Origin of the sequence: Vibrio sp. SCSIO 43136, from assembly GCF_023716565.1 — a bacterium.
Classification (GTDB): domain Bacteria; phylum Pseudomonadota; class Gammaproteobacteria; order Enterobacterales; family Vibrionaceae; genus Vibrio.
Map to the genome: position 1 here is coordinate 1,204,212 of NZ_CP071849.1, position 18,204 is coordinate 1,222,415.

Annotated in this window: 18 protein-coding genes; 6 read left to right on the top strand and 12 right to left on the bottom strand. The window is 45.0% G+C overall.

The window, feature by feature from the left end; translation table 11 throughout:
* Window positions 1–231 precede the first annotated feature (231 nt).
* Complete coding sequence (locus J4N39_RS20335; RefSeq protein WP_252026869.1) at window positions 232–2,049, top strand: PhoX family protein; 1,818 nt, start codon at window positions 232–234, stop codon at window positions 2,047–2,049.
* A gap of 73 nt (window positions 2,050–2,122) precedes the next feature.
* Here the strand turns inward: J4N39_RS20335 and J4N39_RS20340 are convergent, their stop codons facing one another.
* Window positions 2,123–3,328, bottom strand: coding sequence for an MFS transporter (locus J4N39_RS20340; protein WP_252024386.1), 1,206 nt, complete (start codon window positions 3,326–3,328; stop codon window positions 2,123–2,125).
* Between the two features lie 579 nt (window positions 3,329–3,907).
* Here J4N39_RS20340 and J4N39_RS20350 point away from each other — a divergent pair.
* Complete coding sequence (locus J4N39_RS20350; protein ID WP_252024390.1) at window positions 3,908–4,777, top strand: aspartoacylase; 870 nt, start codon at window positions 3,908–3,910, stop codon at window positions 4,775–4,777.
* 29 nt (window positions 4,778–4,806) lie between these two features.
* Here J4N39_RS20350 and folM read toward each other — a convergent pair whose 3' ends face one another.
* From folM to J4N39_RS20370, 4 genes are all read right to left on the bottom strand, one after another.
* Window positions 4,807–5,523 (bottom strand): dihydromonapterin reductase, encoded by a 717-nt coding sequence (gene folM / locus J4N39_RS20355; protein WP_252024392.1) that lies wholly within the window; start codon window positions 5,521–5,523, stop codon window positions 4,807–4,809.
* The gene (folE, locus tag J4N39_RS20360) at window positions 5,520–6,158 is read right to left on the bottom strand and encodes a GTP cyclohydrolase I FolE (protein WP_252024394.1); all 639 of its coding nucleotides are present in this window, start codon (window positions 6,156–6,158) and stop codon (window positions 5,520–5,522) included. Before folE ends, folM begins: the two co-directional genes overlap by 4 nt.
* Window positions 6,159–6,170: 12 nt before the next feature.
* Complete coding sequence (gene folX, locus J4N39_RS20365; RefSeq protein ID WP_252024396.1) at window positions 6,171–6,545, bottom strand: dihydroneopterin triphosphate 2'-epimerase; 375 nt, start codon at window positions 6,543–6,545, stop codon at window positions 6,171–6,173.
* Between the two features lie 119 nt (window positions 6,546–6,664).
* A complete protein-coding gene (locus J4N39_RS20370) occupies window positions 6,665–6,880 on the bottom strand; it encodes a cysteine-rich CWC family protein (protein ID WP_252024398.1) in 216 nt (71 codons plus the stop codon).
* Between the two features lie 188 nt (window positions 6,881–7,068).
* On the opposite strand from J4N39_RS20370, the gene J4N39_RS20375 reads away from it, so the two are divergent.
* The 3 genes from J4N39_RS20375 (at window position 7,069) to J4N39_RS20385 (ending at window position 8,698) form a co-directional block, all read left to right on the top strand.
* Window positions 7,069–7,395 (top strand): hypothetical protein, encoded by a 327-nt coding sequence (locus J4N39_RS20375; protein ID WP_252024400.1) that lies wholly within the window; start codon window positions 7,069–7,071, stop codon window positions 7,393–7,395.
* Complete coding sequence (locus tag J4N39_RS20380; protein WP_252024402.1) at window positions 7,382–7,774, top strand: hypothetical protein; 393 nt, start codon at window positions 7,382–7,384, stop codon at window positions 7,772–7,774. The genes J4N39_RS20375 and J4N39_RS20380 overlap by 14 nt, the downstream gene beginning before the upstream one ends.
* 162 nt (window positions 7,775–7,936) lie before the next feature.
* A complete protein-coding gene (locus tag J4N39_RS20385; protein ID WP_252024404.1) occupies window positions 7,937–8,698 on the top strand; it encodes a YMGG-like glycine zipper-containing protein in 762 nt (253 codons plus the stop codon).
* An 83-nt stretch (window positions 8,699–8,781) separates the two neighbouring features.
* Here J4N39_RS20385 and galM read toward each other — a convergent pair whose 3' ends face one another.
* From galM to J4N39_RS20405, 4 genes are all read right to left on the bottom strand, one after another.
* The gene (galM, locus tag J4N39_RS20390; RefSeq protein ID WP_252024406.1) at window positions 8,782–9,798 is read right to left on the bottom strand and encodes a galactose-1-epimerase; all 1,017 of its coding nucleotides are present in this window, start codon (window positions 9,796–9,798) and stop codon (window positions 8,782–8,784) included.
* A 95-nt stretch (window positions 9,799–9,893) separates the two neighbouring features.
* Entirely contained in the window at window positions 9,894–11,114 is a 1,221-nt protein-coding gene (locus J4N39_RS20395) for an ABC transporter substrate-binding protein (protein WP_252024407.1), read from the bottom strand.
* A gap of 111 nt (window positions 11,115–11,225) precedes the next feature.
* Window positions 11,226–12,077, bottom strand: coding sequence for a carbohydrate ABC transporter permease (locus J4N39_RS20400; protein ID WP_252024408.1), 852 nt, complete (start codon window positions 12,075–12,077; stop codon window positions 11,226–11,228).
* Complete coding sequence (locus tag J4N39_RS20405; RefSeq protein ID WP_252024409.1) at window positions 12,077–12,997, bottom strand: carbohydrate ABC transporter permease; 921 nt, start codon at window positions 12,995–12,997, stop codon at window positions 12,077–12,079. Before J4N39_RS20405 ends, J4N39_RS20400 begins: the two co-directional genes overlap by 1 nt.
* A gap of 287 nt (window positions 12,998–13,284) precedes the next feature.
* Between J4N39_RS20405 and J4N39_RS20410 the strand changes: the two genes are divergently transcribed.
* Window positions 13,285–14,376, top strand: a complete 1,092-nt coding sequence (locus tag J4N39_RS20410) for an ABC transporter ATP-binding protein (protein ID WP_252024410.1) — start codon at window positions 13,285–13,287, stop codon at window positions 14,374–14,376.
* Between the two features lie 141 nt (window positions 14,377–14,517).
* Here the strand turns inward: J4N39_RS20410 and J4N39_RS20415 are convergent, their stop codons facing one another.
* The 3 genes from J4N39_RS20415 to J4N39_RS20425 form a co-directional block, all read right to left on the bottom strand.
* The gene (locus J4N39_RS20415; RefSeq protein ID WP_252024411.1) at window positions 14,518–16,206 is read right to left on the bottom strand and encodes a methyl-accepting chemotaxis protein; all 1,689 of its coding nucleotides are present in this window, start codon (window positions 16,204–16,206) and stop codon (window positions 14,518–14,520) included.
* Between the two features lie 148 nt (window positions 16,207–16,354).
* A complete protein-coding gene (locus J4N39_RS20420; protein WP_252024412.1) occupies window positions 16,355–17,005 on the bottom strand; it encodes a hypothetical protein in 651 nt (216 codons plus the stop codon).
* Window positions 17,006–17,416: 411 nt separating this feature from the next.
* Entirely contained in the window at window positions 17,417–18,019 is a 603-nt protein-coding gene (locus J4N39_RS20425) for a beta-phosphoglucomutase family hydrolase (protein ID WP_252024413.1), read from the bottom strand.
* Between the last annotated feature and the right edge of the window lie 185 nt (window positions 18,020–18,204).

Genomic DNA, 18,204 nt, shown 5'->3' on the forward strand with positions numbered 1-18,204 from the left:
TTATAACCATCACAGAATGCAACGTTAGTGTTACTGACATGTAACCTTCAGCAATATGTAGCTTAACTGAAACATAACTGCTCTAGGTTAGACAACAAATTAGATGGTCTACCATCACTATAAAAAGTCGAAAAAAGTCTAACGAAGGAAAGTACTGTGAAGTTATTCAACACTGATGATCAGCGCGAGCTAGATCAAGAACCAGAATTCAACCGCTTTGTTGAGGCAGCAATGTCTCGCCGTAAATTTCTAAAAGCAACTGGTGCTGCGGGCACGGTTGGCTTTTTTGCAGCAAGCCCAGTTGGCCAAGCCGTAGCAAAAGGCATGGCGGCTAAGTCAGAGCTAATGGGGTTTGATGCGATTCCAATGTCTACCGCCGATACGGTTGAAGTGCCAGCAGGCTACAAAGCTGACGTACTTATCTCTTGGGGTGATCCGGTGCTAAAAAGTGCGCCAGCATTTAGCCAAAGCAACGATTCTAAAGCGCAAGAACGTCAGTTTGGCGACAACAATGACGGCATGACTTTCTTCCTAATCGAGAAAGACCGTGCCGTACTAGCAGTCAACAACGAATACACCAACAATGAGTATCTATACACTCATCAGGGTGACAACATCTCAGCCGATGATGTAAGAAAAGGCCAAGCGGCTCACGGCGTTTCAGTTATCGAACTTAAGAAAGTGAATGGCAAATGGATGCCAAACGTTGATGGTCGTCTGAACCGTCGCATCACAGCTTACAGTGAGATGGAAATGACTGGCGCTGCGGCAGGCCATGAACTGCTGAAAACAGAGCTAGACCCAACAGGAACAAAAGTTCTTGGCACCTTCAACAACTGCGCCAACGGTATGACCCCATGGGGCACTTACCTTACTTGTGAAGAAAACTTTAACGGTTACTTTGCAGCAACAGGTGAAGCTGATCTTGGTGGTACTTACAAGCGCTATGGCCTATCAGAGAAAGATCGTGGTTACGACTGGTACAAACATGACGAGCGTTTCGACATGTCTAAACACCCAAATGAACCACACCGTCATGGTTGGGTGGTTGAAATCGATCCTATGAATCCAACGTCTACGCCAAAGAAACGTACCGCACTGGGCCGTTTCAAGCATGAAAATGCGGCGCTGACAATCAATGGTGACGGTCACGCTGTGGTCTATCTTGGTGACGATGAGCGTGGTGAGCACCTGTACAAATTTGTTTCTAAAAACAAATACCTTGCAGGTTCAGATGCTAACCGTGATCTGTTAGAAGAAGGCACACTGTACGTCGCTAAGTTCACTGGTACTGAAGGTGAGCTAAATGGTACTGGTGAGTGGCTAGAACTTACTTGGGGCAAAAATGGCCTAACGCCAGAAAACGGCTTCAAAGATCAAGCATCAGTGCTTATCTTTGCCCGTGAAGCGGCGACTCAAGTTGGCGCAACTACAATGGACCGTCCAGAGTGGGTTGCAGTACATCCAGACAACAAGTCTGTGTTCTGTACACTAACTAACAACAAATACCGCGGCGTGAAAGAGTCTCAACCTCTTAACGAGGTTAACCCTCGTGAGAAAAACCCTTACGGTCACATTGTTCGTTGGAACCCAACTAACTCAGATCACTCAAGCAGCACCTTCGAGTGGGATATCTTTGTCATGGCGGGTAACCCAGAGCTGCATGATGGCCTAATGGCTGGTACACCAAACATCAACAAAGACAACATGTTCAACAGCCCTGATGGTATTGGCTTCGATATGGCAGGCCGCCTATGGATTCAAACCGATGGCAACTATAAGAACAAAGGTGACTTTGCTGGTATGGGTAACAACCAGATGCTTTGTAGTGACCCAGCAACAGGTGAAATTCGTCGTTTCATGACAGGTCCGATCGCATGTGAAATCACCGGTCTGACTTTCTCACCAGACTACAAAACCATGTTTGTTGGTATTCAACACCCTGGTGAAAAACTTGCTGCGTCGCACTTCCCACAGGGTGGCAGTAACATTCCTCGTTCATCGGTCATCATGGTGACCCGTGAAGATGGTGGTGTAATTGGTGCATAAGCAGTAATTTTCGAACCCCCGCATAAAAAACAGCGCCAGTGAAAACCACTGGCGCTGTTTTTTTATCAAGCTTCTAAGCTGTTGCTAATCGTGGGACTGGCTTAGCATTGATTGGAAGATGCAGTATTGCCGCAACAAATGACAACACGATGGTTGACCACCAGATTGGGTCGTATGAACCGTAGTAATCGTAAATACGACCACCTGCCCAAGCGCCCAAAAAACTACCAACTTGGTGGGTAAAGAATACCAATCCGTAGAGAGTCGACAAATAACGAGCTCCAAAGATCTGACGAACTAACCCCGAAGTTAATGGCACAGTGCCCAGCCAGCAGAAGCCAATCGCTCCACCAAACATTGCAGCTGTGTTTTCTGTAATTGGCAGTGTGATAAAACCGAAAATCACCACAGTACGAATCAAGTATAAGGTCGTCATCACATGACGTTTATCAAAGCGATCTCCCATCAATCCCCAAAAGTAAGAGCCGAAGATATTGAAGATGCCGACATAGGCCAACGCCATCGCACCAGCAGTTGCGGGTAGATGCTGGTCAGCCAAAAAGCTTGGCAAATGAGTTGCAATGAACATGACATGGAAACCACACACAAAAAAGCCCGCATGAATTAACCAATAGCCTTTGTGTGCAAATGCTTCTGATAGAGCTTCTTTGAGTGTCTGTGAATCCTCAGCCTGCATAGCTTGTGCATTCGATGGCGCTGCACTTTTCATGAACACTGCAAATGCGATCATCGCAGAACATAGCACCGCAAACACTTGCATTGCGCTTTGCCAATCAAAGTTACTCAGCAAATATTGCGCTCCTGGGATCATAGCAAACATACCAAAAGAACCCATCGCAGAGGTCAAGCCAAACGCTTTAGCAGCATGTTTTTGTGGCACTACTTTAGCAACAGCACCCAGAACAATCACATAGCTGGTGCCACTGAGCCCAAGACCGACCAAAACACCTAGTGATAGATACAACATACTCGGCTCAGTGGCGATTGAGGTGAGATACAGCCCCAAACCATAGGCGATTGCACCGAGCGAGATAATGCGCTTTGGCCCCCACTTATCGGCAGCCATGCCAACAAAGGGTTGGAACATGCCAAACAGTAGGTTTTGCAGCGCAATAGCAAAACTAAAAAACTCACGTCCCGTCTGGAAGTAATCGGAAATCGGTGTCATGAAGATGCCAAAAGACTGGCGTACGCCAAGACACACCAAAAGCACACCGATACCTAGCCAAACGGTGAACGGAAAACGGAAAATACTCATTCAAACCTCAATGATGATGGTGGTGATGGGAATGTTCATCAGCGTCGACAGTTTCAGTGTGCTGATGACATCCACAACTCATGCCTTGTGATGCAATTAATTCAAACAGTGTTGGCGAGTTATGCACCGCAAACAACACCGCGATTAAGAGCAAAAGCATGCGAACGAGTTGAGCGAAGGTAGACTGTGAAAACATAGGATTATTTCTCTCAACAAACACGATTCCTCTTCATTGTGACCTTTGCGACATCGGACACTATGTCGTCCTTGGCTAGGGCTATCGATAGCGTTAAAGGCCAATTATAGTTGGAAGAGGAATCAAACAGCGCGCAGTGTAAGAGCTAAGTTGGTATGACACAAATGATTAAAACGGGATATAAATATGCATTAAATACATATTAATAGTAGCAACGGGAGGACGCCAACTAAGTGATAATAAATGCAAATAAAATGAATAATTAGTCAGCCACATATTCCATTGGCTAATTGGCTATGTTATAACAAAGACAACTACTAAGTATTACTCGTCAGTAACTTATGGCAGTAATGCATGCTTCGAATTCAGCAAGGATTAAAGAGATGGACAAACTAAATAGCATCTTACTCGTCGCCGGCACCCACGGTAATGAACTGTCGGGGATCTACCTAAACAAGCTGATCAGCGATGGGCTATTTAACGCCACTCGCTCATCTTTCGACACTCACACCGTCTTAGCCAATCATAAAGCGATCGAGAACAACGTACGTTATTTAGATGTCGATCTTAATCGTCAATTCTCCCCTGAAGTTCAAGCAAACGAACCTACAAACCATGAACAGACTCTTGCTCGTGAGTTCATTGAAAAATATGGCGATGTAAACAACCAACTAATCATCGATCTTCACAACACCACCAGCAATATGGGCGCAACACTCATCTTACTGACCAACGACCCTTTCTACACCAAAATGGGGGCGTACGTTAAACAGCAAATGCCAGAGGCTAATATCCTGTTTGAAGATAGAAAGCCTTGGCAAGAACAAGCGTATTTGTGTACCGCTGGTCAGTATGGCGTAATGATCGAGGTTGGAGCGCAAGCACACGGTTCTCTGAAATCAGAAACCTTAGCGCTGATGAAAAAGATGGTAACGGCGGTGTTTGATTATGTAGAAAAACATAATCTCGACCAAGTTGGGGCGCTGAGTGACTACGATGCTTATTACTACACGGAAGAAGTCTACATCCCAATGGATGAAGATGGAATGCGACGTGCGATGGTGCACCCTGATGTATGCGGTAAAGACTTCCAAGCCGTAGCACAGGGACAGCCTCTTTTAACTACATTTGATGGTGAAGAGATTTGTTGGCAGCAGGCCCAAGACACTTACCCGCACTTTATCAACGAAGCGGCTTACTTCAAAAGCCATATCGCCATGGCCCTTGCTGATAAGAAGAAAGTAGAAGTCTAAACCACCCTATTCCTCGACATCATTGGGCGTCATTTCAAATGACGCCCACCGTCAAGCTGAAAGTTTCTCCCTGTCATAAATTGACTGTCAAGCAGCCACTTAATCGCTTTGGTCACCTCGGTATAACCTGCCTCTCGGGGCAATAAAGCTTTCGCTAATGCCTTTTTCTTATATTCGTCACTATCGCCATGATTGAACTTGATCATCGCAGGGGATATGGAATTGACCGCCACATGAGGCGCTAACAGTGACGCAAAGGACAAGGTTAAATTGTTCATCGCCGCCTTACTTGCGGCGTAAGCAATATGCTTTTTGCTTCCTTTTTCTGCCACAAAATCCCCAATATGAATAATATCTGCGACCTGATTTTCCTTGAGCTGATGCTGAAGAGCTAAGTTAAGTTGATAAGGAATAGCAGCGTGAATAGTCATCATCTTGTGCAAAGTCTCGGCAGCACTAGAGGATGCTGTATCAGAAGAGGGGTCAGGTGACCAATCCGAGGCATTATGAATGATGGCACGAAGGCTAGAATAGCGTCGACCCAAAGTATAAATAAACTCATCAACTTCTGATTGACGATAAAAATCTACTCGATAGAGGTCAGCACCCTGTTCTCTTAGCTCTGCAATACTTGGATACTCGGTTCGGTAAGTACCGACCACATGATATCCCTCTTCCAGCAACGCTTTTGTCGTCGCTAACCCTAGACGTTTGCCAACCCCCGTAATCAATACTGTCTGACTCATTGTAAAAACTCCGCTCTTGTTTGAGCATCCGTTTTAAATACACCGCCAAGCGCAGTAGTCGAGGTGCTTGAGTTGACGTCCATCACCCCACGCGACTTAACGCAATAGTGAGTTGCATCGATGGTCACCGCCACATTTTGGGTTTCGGTCAAAGTTTGAATGGCCACCAGGATCTGCTGGGTCAGTCTTTCCTGAACTTGCGGGCGCTGAGCAAAAAATCGCACAATGCGATTAATCTTAGACAGTCCAATGACTTTGCTATCTGGCAGATAAGCCACTTTCGCCATGCCATCAATAGTGACAAAGTGATGCTCGCAAGTAGAAGTAAGATTGATGTCTGAGACCTTAACCATCTCATCCACACCCATCTTGTTTTCAATCACACTGATTTTAGGAAAATTGGCGTAATCCAAGCCCGAGAAGATCTCGTTTACATACATTTTTGCAATTCGATGTGGCGTCTCGGCTAAGCTGTCGTCGGTCAAATCTAACCCTAACACCCCGACCATCTCAGTCAGCAGACCTTTAATGCGCTGATATTTCTGCTCTGATGTCATTTCGTTAGGGATAAGCGGTGTCTCTAGGCTACGCTCGGTAAGTGCGTCTCTTACCTTTTTGGCTTCGTTACTGATCATATGCGTCTCCTACTACTTTTCTTGTGAGTTAGCGGAATAACTAAGGGTGAGAGAAACTGAGTCTGCAAACCTCAGCGCATGAGGTTTATCTATCGTGACTTTGGCATAGGAAACCCAAGGGTGATCGATGCATAAACCGAGCACATCACTGGTCAACTTCTCTAGTAACAAAAAGCGTCCAGATTCCACATGATGAATAACCTTTTTGCAGATCGTTTTGTAATTGAGCGCACTTTCTACATCGTCACTCAAGCAAAGCTTGCTGGCGGGATAATGGATTTCAGCGTTAATGACGATATCCTGCTGCTTCTGTTTTTCCTCATCGTTAAAGCCAATGTAGGTACGCAGTCTCAGGTTGGTAATATTGATGATCGCATTATGGTTCATAATCGCTACTCGCAAATGGACATACTGATTAAGTACGCTCACGACAGAAAAGCGATCATTTGTAACTTGGGCGTGATAACTTAAGTAGGATTGATATTAGGGGTAAGGACGCATGCCTATTACGATTGATACTTGAGTGCACAAGATTTGCAAATACACGCTTTGCCACGCAAGTGCTGAGGTACTTTCGCTAATAGTGACTCAGTAAATCGAATAGAAGGATCGCCGCACCAACATGCGAAGGCTTGGCTACTTTTGTTGCCGCATTGGTTGCTTTTTCCGCATATGGGGCAAGTTTTACTATCTAGTACTAACTTATTTATTTCCACTCTCATTTAACTCTTTGTAGCTACCTTAGTCACTGAATTATACCTCACTATTTTCAGCCCTACTTTCAAACTCGAAAAGAATGAGAAACGACCCATTTTCTATGTAATCAATCCCAAACTATCGTAAAGCAACAACCAATGAACAATATGGAGAGTAAAATGCATTTAGTCCCATAACAAAGGTAAGGGAATTTATGGCAACTAAAAAATGTATGATTCAAGGACTAATTTTGTCAGAAAGCTCACAGGAGAGCATTCGAGAGATAAATCGAAAGGTACAAAACATGAAACTTATATCTGGATTGATTGGTACAACAGCGATTTACCAAGTATTCTTCAAAAACTCTTTTGCAACTGCTACCTACAATATCTCAACGTCAGATTGGGAAACATTTGCTAGAGCAGCGACTTCAATTCCAGTAATAACGAGAAAAATTATAAAGAATGAAGCGCTCGCTCATTTTACGAACAAGACAGGTGATGAACTTAAATTCTGGCAGTGTGTTTATGAAAATCTGTAAGCTCATTATAGCCTTACTCTTAGGGCTGTCACTAAGTGCGCAAGCAAAAGCCATCAACTGCTCCACTGAAAAACCGTTTTCGCTAGCAGATAACCACTGGCTCCATCAAGTATCTCCAGAGCTTCAATACTATGTAGTGTTCTATCTCTCTAGCAAAACCCTTGATTTGTGTTTGGAAGGAGAAGCTTCAGAAAAAACTGATAAACTCGGAACACAGTTAGAAGTATCTTTAGGCAAACCTAGGCTACGACAAATTGAGCACGACTTGTTATACCTGTTCGACACTAAAGATGCCTTTCGAACCCTACACCTCGACATCTCCAAGGAGGACTTCTTAACACGACTGCGCACATTTAAATTCCCAGAAGCTAAACAGTGACCACTAGGTTACCGTTTTCTCCATATGCCTTACACTATTTCCAACCATTTACATTTGAAATAACTAGAAACACATGCAATTGAACCGCTGAATATTCCCTGACATTGGATTGATAGATTACTTGCAGACATTTTGATATCCGGCGTTAAGGAGCACTCTTCTATGACCGTTAATAAACTTCATTTGCTGGCCGTTGCGGCTTCAATTCCTCTTTTAACCGCCTGTGTAACACCAGGTGAAGACGACCCTAATGCCGCCACGAAACAAGGTGCTGCTGGTGGTGCTCTGCTTGGATTAACCTTAGGTGCACTGACGGGGGATGCTGAACTCGCAGCTAAAGGTGCAATTGCGGGTGGCGTTGCTGGCGGCGTGAGTGGTGCAAGTGTTGATATTCAAAATAATCGCGAGACTATACGCAGCAGTAGTCGAGATGATGCTATTGCTGGTATCGGTGGCCAAACGCAAGCCAATCAACCACAACACTGGCAGCAGCTTGATAACTTTATTGGCGAGTGGCAAGTCAATATTCAAAACTACGACCAAGACCTTGCAACCGCAAATGCGATTTCAGCCACTGGCAAGCTAGAGTCTACCCAACAGGCTCGTGTCGAGCTATCTAATCCCGACGGCTTAGATATGTCGGCAGGTTTCCACTTCAGCCCAGAAAACGGCTATCAAATGGTGATCACCAACAACGCCACCGATACGCAGGTCGAGTTTGCTGGCGAAGCGATGCCAAACAGCACTCGATACAACTTCTACGCAACTGACACGAATGCAGTGATTTACGAGAACGTAGACAGCGGCAATGTTCGTGTTGAGCTTGCCTTTATCGGCAACAACATTTGGATGCTTGAGAGCTATGTTTATGCTGATGGACAAGAACAAAAGGTACAGACTTACCGCTTCTCTAAACAAAGCTAGAGATATTAGCGACCTATACAAGTAACAATTTAAAAGCCCCCAAACTGCATTGCAGTTGGGGGCTTATTCTTTACCTATTGATATCAGTCATCGCTACGAAATAAGTAGCTGGTTTTATGAAGATACTCTTCATTAGGCAGTAACATCGCACTCGGCTGAGGCCAATGAGGATGATTTGGCGAATCCGGTAGCAGCTGAGTTTCTAATGCGACACCCGCGTAATCTTGGTACTCACCGCCTTCTCGCTTAGGATTGCCCGCAAGCCAGTTCCCTGTATACACCTGCATGGCTGGTTGGTTGGTCAGCACGTCCATGGTGACTCGGCCATCACTAGATGCCAAGGTCGCCACGGGTTCTCGCACATCTCGCTCCAATGCGAAAAAGAAGGCATGATCATAACCTTTAGCACTTCTTTGTTGATCATCACACAAGAGATCACGTCCCAGCGCTTTTGCTTGTCGGAAATCAAAACCTGTGCCCGACACCGCTTCTAGCTCTCCTAAAGGGATACCAACTTCGTTGGTCGGTAGATACTGCCTAGCATCGACCGTTAACTGGTGCTCAAGTATTGAGCCTTCACCGTCGAGATTAAAATAGGCATGATTAGTCAGCCCTATTGCTGTTGGTTTATCGGTTGTCGCTCGATACTCGATATTTACGGAGTTGTCTTCACCAAGAGCATACACAGTGCGGGCAATGACACGGCCGGGGAAGCCTTGATCACCATCTTCGGAAATGAGTTCAAACACCACTCGGTTAGCAGACTGTTCTTTAACGTCCCAAATGCGCCTGTCGAAACCCAGCGGCCCACCATGTAGGGTATTACCCGCTTGGTTAGTCTTTAGTTGAACTGACTCGCCCTTAAATTGATATTGACCGCCTTTGATGCGATTTGCATAACGGCCAACACTGGTACCCATGTAGGCGGTGTGTTTTTGAATGTTCTCAATAGAGCCCGGCGATAGCAAAACTTCTCTAAGCGCATCGCCGTGCGGTATTTTACAACTGGTCCAAGTCGCTCCAAGGTTTAACAACTCAATCGTCATCCCTGTGCGATTTTTTAGTACAACGGTTTTAGTTTCAAAGTTTCCTTCACTCATAACCTCTCCCTAGCACAACAAAACAGTGACAAGCTCAACGTGAGCACTGCCAAATAAAAAACTGCGACGTTTTCACGCCGCAGTTTGCTGTTTTATTACTTGAATGTGCGCTTACGTACACGCTCAAGACGTTTTAGGATTTTGTCTAAGCGATCTGGGTGAACCATGAACTCTTGGAATCCTTTCATACCTTCTTTCGCCATTGCAGGATCAGTATCGCGGTCATAGAACTGCGCAGTACCTTCCGCTTCTGCTAGCATTTTCACGCCTTTGTTCAAGAACGGGTCGTCAGCAGGTTTCGCTTTGCTGTTAGTTGGAATTTGCAGCAAGGTTTCATTGATCATTTGCTGAATTTCAGGCTGAGCAACAAACGCTAGGAACTTGCGAGCATCTTCTTTGTTCTTCGCTTTAGATGGGATATGGATAGTATCCATTGGTGCATCTTCTGCCATCGCAACACTTGGATCGATTACTGGGAACTGGAAGAAGCCCATTTTGCCATCAAGTTCTGCTGGGAAGTTTGGCGTGATGAAGTTACCAATTAGGTACATCGCCGCTTCACCGTTGTATAGGAACGGTTGAGCTTCCTGCCAAGAGTAAGAGGCGTGGTTTTCTAGGAAATAACCTGGCTCAACTAGCTCTGCCCAGTTTGCGAAAGTTTTCTTCACACGATCATCAGTGTAAGGAACTTTACCGTCCATTAGGTCGATGTGAAAATCTAGACCATTAGTACGAAGGTTCAAGTAATCGAACCAACCTGCTGCTGTCCATAGGTACTTAGTACCGATAGCAAACGGTGCAACTTCATTTTTCTTAAGAGTCGCCGCAGCAGCTTTTAGCTCTTCCCAAGTTTTTGGTTCAGCAATACCGAATTTCTCGAACAGATCTTTACGGTAGTAAACGCCCCACTGGTAGAAGGTGTATGGAACACCCCATTGCTTACCATCGATAGTCATCGCAGGTGCAGCTGATTTGAAATCTTGGTTCATGTTGTTTGCAGACCAAACGTCGCTTACGTCTTCAAACAGACCACGATCAACGAACGTTTTCATACGGTTACCTGCATACCAGAAAACAACATCCGGTGGTGAAGTTACCAACCAGTTACGAATGGTTGTTTTGTAAGCTTCTTTATCGTACAGGTTATATTCCACTGTGATATCTGGGTTAGCCGCTTCGAATTGCTTAACAATCGACTCCCAAGTCGCTTTTGGCGCTGGGTCAGCTTGGTCAGAGTTAATCACAAGAGTACCAGCAGTTGCACTCATAGTTGCGGAGAGGGTAATTGCCGCAGCTAGGTGTTTCACGTATTTCATAGTTAGGTCCTTATACAAGAGCTTATGCTCATTTGGTCCAATTTTTGTTTTAATGTGCGCCCGTCAAATCGGGCGCTTTTTTAGTGGAGCGGAAAAGGCGCGATACTGCTGCTACCCTTTCGTTGCCCCTAAAGTGAGTCCGGCAATAAAGTGACGCTGCATAGTAAAGAACAGCACCACAGGAGGAATTGCCGCGACGATAGCGCCCGCTGACATGAACTGCCAAGACGCTAGCCACTGCCCTTTCAACGCACTGATACCAGCGGTTACTGGACGAACTTCGTCACTTTGAACCAGTACCAATGCCCAGAAAAAGTCATTCCATATAAAGGTAAATACCAATACCGACAGCGCAGCTAATGCAGGACGAACCAGCGGCAGCACCACGTGCCAGAAAATCTTCCATTCGTTAACGCCTTCAACACGAGCCGCTTCAATCAATGCATCAGGGATGCCGACGATGAAGTTACGCATAAACAGGGTACAGAAACCTGTTTGGAACGCGACATGGAACAGAATCAAACCAATATGCGTATCGTAAAGCCCAAAGGTGATCGTGATATCACGTACCGGGATCATCAGGATTTGGAAAGGTACAAAGTTACCAGCAATAAAGGTTGCAAAGATCCAGATATTGGCCTTGAACTTGTACTTAGCTAACGCATAGCCACCCAATGTTGATAGCGCTACACAACCGGCAACTGCTGGAAGTGTAATGATCAAACTGTTCATCAGGTATTGACCCATAGATGTCGCAGTAAATACCTCAGTGTAGTTCTCTAGGAAGTTGAACGAGCTCGGCCATCCCCAGTAGTTACCCTTGTTGATATCTTCCATCGAGCGAATCGATGTCATCATCACTGCAATCAGTGGTAACAACCACATAATGATTGCGATTGGCAATGCAGTACGATAACTGATGTTGGCAAATCGACCTGCTTTTTGAATCGGTTGTGGAAACATTATTTTTCACTCCTAATCATACGCCATAGGAAGTAAGCGATATAAATGTCCATGATGAGGAATAACATCACTGATACTGCGGCACCGTAACCCATACGGTAGTTAAAAATAGATTCTTCATACATTTGGTAGGCAAGTACGGTCGAACTGCCCCACGGACCACCTGATGTCATGGTTGCCACCAAGTCGAATGAACGAAGTGCGCCGATAACGGTAACAACAATAGCGATGAAGGTCGCTGGACGAAGCTGTGGCAATACTACATACCAAAGCATGCGCCATTTCTTCGCTCCATCAAGACGCGCCGCTTCAATCTGCTCTGGATCGAGGTTATTTAGACCCGTGAGATACAAGATCATGCAGTATGAGATCTGAGGCCACAAACCAGCAGCGATGATTCCGTAAGTAACGAATTCTTCATTGGATAGAATAGCAATCGGAGATCCCCCAAATGCTTCTAACACAATGTTGAACAGACCAAAGCTTGGGTCATAAAACCACGCAAATACTAGACCAACAACAACTTGTGAAATAACAAATGGAAAGAAGAAAAGTGACTTCACGAGTCGAATTCCGACAACCTGTTGGTTGAGGAACAGTGCGATGGCTAACCCTAGCGGCGGAGCGAGCATAAAGAACACTAGCCACAAGAAATTATTTTTCAGCGAGGTATAGAAAGCTTCTGAGTCAAATAGCTCACGATAGTTATCCAGACCTACCCACTCTTTCTCACCAAGACCATCCCACTCATAAAAACTGAGCCAGATACTATCGGCGATTGGATAGATGACATAGACAGCAAAAATTGCCATTGCTGGCGCAAGAAATAACCAAGGCGTTAGTTTAGTGCTAACACGTTTTTTAGATCTTGCCGATGGCATTCGGTTCTCTGGGTAGAGAGGTTTCACGTTCGGTTCCATATTACAACGAGCCCTTAGTTCCGGGTTGTACCCAACTCAAGTCATCCCTAATTTGTTTTTAGCGATTTCGCCTTTGAGGTGATGACTTAGTACATCTTTATCATAGGTCGAAAATTCATCCGTCGCAGGACAAATGACATTTTGTGTAAACGTTACCACACTTTTTTAATAAAATTGGTGAATAAGTATGATCAAGCTCAAGGTTCGCCGAATGTTGGCTAACATTAATAGGGGAAGTCAGTATGTTTATAGTAAGAAACGCTGCTGGACATGTGTGGGAGTGAAACATGGCAGACATTACACTGAAAAAAGTTATCAAACGCTTTGGAGATGTTGAAACCATCCACGGAGTTGATCTGGAAATCAATAACGGCGAGTTCGTTGTATTTGTCGGGCCGTCAGGCTGTGGTAAATCAACCCTTCTACGCTTAGTTGCGGGTTTAGAAGAGATCACCGAAGGGGAAATTCACATCGGCTCTGAGCTCGTCAATGAGGTAGACCCTGCAGAACGTGGGGTTGCGATGGTATTCCAATCCTACGCTCTATACCCACATATGACGGTTGAAGAGAACATGGGTTTTGGCCTTAAAATGAACGGCCATCCTAAGGAAAGCATTCAAAAACAAGTGCATATGGCGGCAAAAACCTTGCAGCTTGACCACTTATTGAACCGTAAACCAAAAGAGCTTTCTGGTGGTCAACGACAGCGTGTGGCGATTGGCCGTGCGATTGTACGTAACCCGAAAGTTTTCCTTTTTGATGAGCCGCTTTCCAACCTCGATGCAGAACTTCGCGTCGAGATGCGACTACAAATTGCTAAGCTGCATCAAGAGCTTAAAAACACCATGATCTATGTAACGCACGATCAGGTAGAAGCAATGACGCTAGCAGACAAAATCGTTGTGTTGCGCGACGGTGATGTAGAGCAAGTAGGTTCGCCGCTTGAGCTATACCATCGCCCAGCGAATGAGTTTGTTGCAGGCTTTATCGGGTCACCAAAAATGAACTTTATCCCAACCACAGTGACGGCTATCCATGATACTGCGATTGAGCTAAAAACTATGGATAATCAAGTGGTTCTTGTACCTAAAACCAAGCAGCTTCCAGCTGTGGGAGATGCGCTTAAACTAGGTATTCGACCAGAACATATTGAAGTTCACGATGAAGGCGACATTAAACTTGAATTCCACACTGAAGTGGTAGAACGTTTGGGTAACAGTACCTATATGTTCGGTCAATCTTCTGGTGTGGATAGCTTTAAAGTTCATCTACCAGGTGACAAAGAAATTCAACGTTATCAACAAGTCACGATCAGTTGTGCTAAAGACGACTGTCATTTGTTTGATAGCAATGGTGTTTGCATTACTAGCAATCAGTAATCAGGGAGCTATTGCTAAAGTAATAAAAAAAGAGCCGTTAGGCTCTTTTTTTATTGGCTAGAATCTATCCAAAAATGAATATTCAGACCCAACATTGGCTCAACTACCCACTAAGACAACCAAGTGTAAACGTTACCAGAATCATACCTTGAATTGAGCCATTAAGGCATTTAAACGCTGTGACTGAGACTCCAACGCTCGACTGCTTTCCGCAGTAACATTTGCCCCCTTTGTTACCTCAAAACCTGATTCTTTAATGCCTTCTAAATTCTGACTTATTTGCTCTGCCACTACTGATTGCTCCTCACTTGCCGCAGCGATCTGGCTGTTCATCTGGCTGATCTCATCCACTAAATCTCTGATCAGGTTAAATGACTCTTTGGTCTCGCCTGCTTGCTGAATACTTTGCTCAACATACTGTTGGCTCTGCTGTACGGTCTGAACAGCGGCTTCGGTATGCTGTTGCAAGCCAGTTATCAGGCTGTCGATTTGACCGGTAGCCTCCTGAGTTCGACTCGCTAGCGCCCTCACTTCGTCAGCAACAACCGCAAACCCACGTCCTTGTTCACCTGCACGTGCAGCTTCGATTGCCGCGTTGAGTGCCAAAAGGTTAGTTTGCTCGGCAATGCCGTTAATTACTTGTATGATGCCACCGATCTCTTGGCTGCTGGTATTTACTTGGGCCATTTTTTGAGCAGACTCATGAGAGATCTGGTTCAGGCTATCATTACTACTTTCGCTAGCTGACACTACCTGATGCCCCTGCTGTACGGTCTTCTCGGCGCTATCGGTCACATCAGAAGCGCTGTTTGCACTGCTTGCTACTTGAGTCACGGTTGCTGCCATCTCACTCATCGCTGTTGCGACTTGCTCGGTGTTCATTTGCTGCTCTTCCATCGCACTTTGATTGGTTTGTGCTGCTTGAGCGAGTTGTAATGTTAACTGATGGATATCTTGGGAACTGCTCAACACTTCAGTAATAGTTTGGTTCAGTTTCTCGCTCATGCTCCCCATAGCTTGAACCAATTGCCCGACTTCATCTTTGCTATCCGCAGTGATCTGCTTGCTAAAGTCTCCATTAGCCATTGAATTCGCCAGTTTCGCCGCACGCTTGAGTGGTATCACTACATTGCGGCTAAACGCAACGCCAAACCCCATACCAAATAAAGCTGAGATCAGCGTTAGGAAAATCATGCCTTCCAGGGCATTTTGCTCTTCTGCCTGAGTATAGAGTAAAGCTTTGTGCGTGAGTTCCTCTAAGGCAAGCAAGAAAGCTTCCAGTTCATGGTTGAAATTTGCTTGTTCTTTTTCGAGCTCTGTCACTTTCTTATCTAATAATTGCATCGATAAGCCAGAGCGACTTTCATTGAGCAGAGCCATTGCATGCTCTTCATATGTCTTGTGGTGGGAAATAATTACGTCTAGCTGACGTAACAACTCTTCCTCTTCACGGCGCATCTCTTCCGTAAATGCATGGGTAATGGCTGTAGAAAGCAACTGCTTAGCAATAAGTAATTTCTCATCAATTCTCAAGCCAATTGAGTGTGCTTCATCTTGCAGCATAACGATCTCTTGATCGGTATGTTGACCCGTTAGGCCGGCATACCGCATGGCTTTTTCAACCAGAATTGCAGATTCTAGTTGGTTGATAGTGATCTCACTGGTCAGTTGTACCAGTGGCATGTTTTCTTCAGCAATCCCCGTAATTTCGTAACCAATAATGTTCATTTTGTTGATTGCATAGCCCGCACAGATCACTAGCATCAAAACCAGAGCGGCAACTAACGCAAGCACTTTACGGCTAATGGTTTGATCTTTTATCCATTGCATAAATCTACCTAGCTTTTATATCGTTATTCTAAAAGTGTAGAATCGATTAAAAATTAAGCGACCTTTAAACGAAAGAATGCAGCCATTTGGCTGCATTCTTTCGTTCGTTTCATACTAATTAGGTAGTCAGGCTGCTAAGCCCTGCTGGTTATGCACTTTGTGGACTTGCGACCAGTTTCGAGTATATTCTAAATGCGTAAATGGTCGGCAACGCACTAAGAAGTGTTCCAATTGCGCCTCCAATCAGCTCCAATGCCAGTACAGGCGATTCTGCGCCAGACGTAAGTAAGCCGAAAAGTAGCATTGGCACGATAGACAAAATGGTAATCATTAAATAGCCAGATAGCACTGGCCAAGTGACAGGCTTAACCACATTCCAACTGTCCGATAGTGACTCGTAGACCCCTTTGCCGCCAATCACCGCCTCAAATTGAGCAATCATCAGTCGGGACATAAAAAGAAAGCCCGGAATGATGAAGGCGATCAAACCCACTACCATCGCTATACCACTAAGAATGAATACCCCTAAAAGCACCGGAAAATAAGGTAACCCCTTCATATAACATTGAATCGCCGATAAGGTTTCACCAGTAATTCTTGACTGGAAGCCCATGATCAGTGCCGCTTGGGAGATTGGTAGTAAGAAAATTGGTAGCAAGACTTGTCCCAAAGAACTTTCGGGGAACATGGCGTATACCAACTCCGTCAAGATGAAGAATGGAAACAAGATAGAAATAATCAGGGTGATGTTTTGTTTGAAGAAATACCAAGATTCACGACAGACTTTAACCGAGTCCATTAGGGCGTCCTTTTTTACAACGGGCTAATCAACGACGAAACATATCGCCTACGCTTCCTTTTTTCAACTTGTTAGCGTAAACATTTCTGATAACACGGGAAAGCTCGCACTTATTATTTGAACTCTGCGACCATATGTCGCTCTCAATAGAAGTGCAGAATCGGCTTAGTCAATTTTTTGTCAAATCAGTGTTCATAACTTGTTCAACGTAGAACTTTAGGTCAAAATCCACGCCCCAATCCACACCAAGAACTCATAACGATGGAAAAAGTAAAAATGGCCGCGGGCTTTCTCGCAATGCTAACCGTTATGTTTGGGATGACATTAACGAATGCTCTTTACTGGGCAGGTGTTTTATAAGGATTTAACAAGGCCACTGCATTGCAGTGGCCTTGAACGTTTATTCAGCGTTTAGCGCTCTAGTGGATAGAACACCAGTTCGTCACCTTCCACCATCATGCAGTCCATACCGCCCGCATGGGCCGCTTTTTTACCGAGTTCTGTGTCCTCAAACACCAAGCACAACTCAGGTGCAACTCCAATAAGCTCAGCCGCTTGCAGGAAAGTATCTGGATTAGGCTTATGATTCTCGACATCGCTTGCAGTGACCAAGGCATCCAGCTTATCTATCAGCCCTGTTTTCGTTAATAGCATCTGGGCATTTTCTCTTAAACTTCCCGTGCCAACGGCGACTTTCTTTTGCTGTCTGTATCGATCAAACACTTGGTTAGTAATCGGGATCAAATCACCGTGATGCTCAATCTTGAGGAAATTTGCCATTTTATGCTTCGCCACTGTCTGTGGGTCTAGATCCAGCCCGAAACGGCGGTTGACTTCCACTGTAATCTTGGCGCTTGGCATTCCACCCATGCTATTTATCCACGCTCGATCGTACGGGATATCAAACGCTTTTGCGGTCTCTTCCCAAGCGTCGAGATGGGCTGGCATGGTGTCGATAAGTGTCCCATCCATATCAAAGATAAGCCCCTGATACTTTGAGTAATCCACTGACATTGTATTTCCTTAAACAACTTAAAAAATCAGTCTAACACGCTTGTTTGACGAGTCCATTAATGATGGGACCTACCAGCCATCATCTAGGTAATATTGCTTAGCTGTTATGGAAAGGTTTCAACTCATATTTAGATACAGTTGCTTTTGCGATCGTCTAGACATTCGCAGTTTTATGCAATTGAACT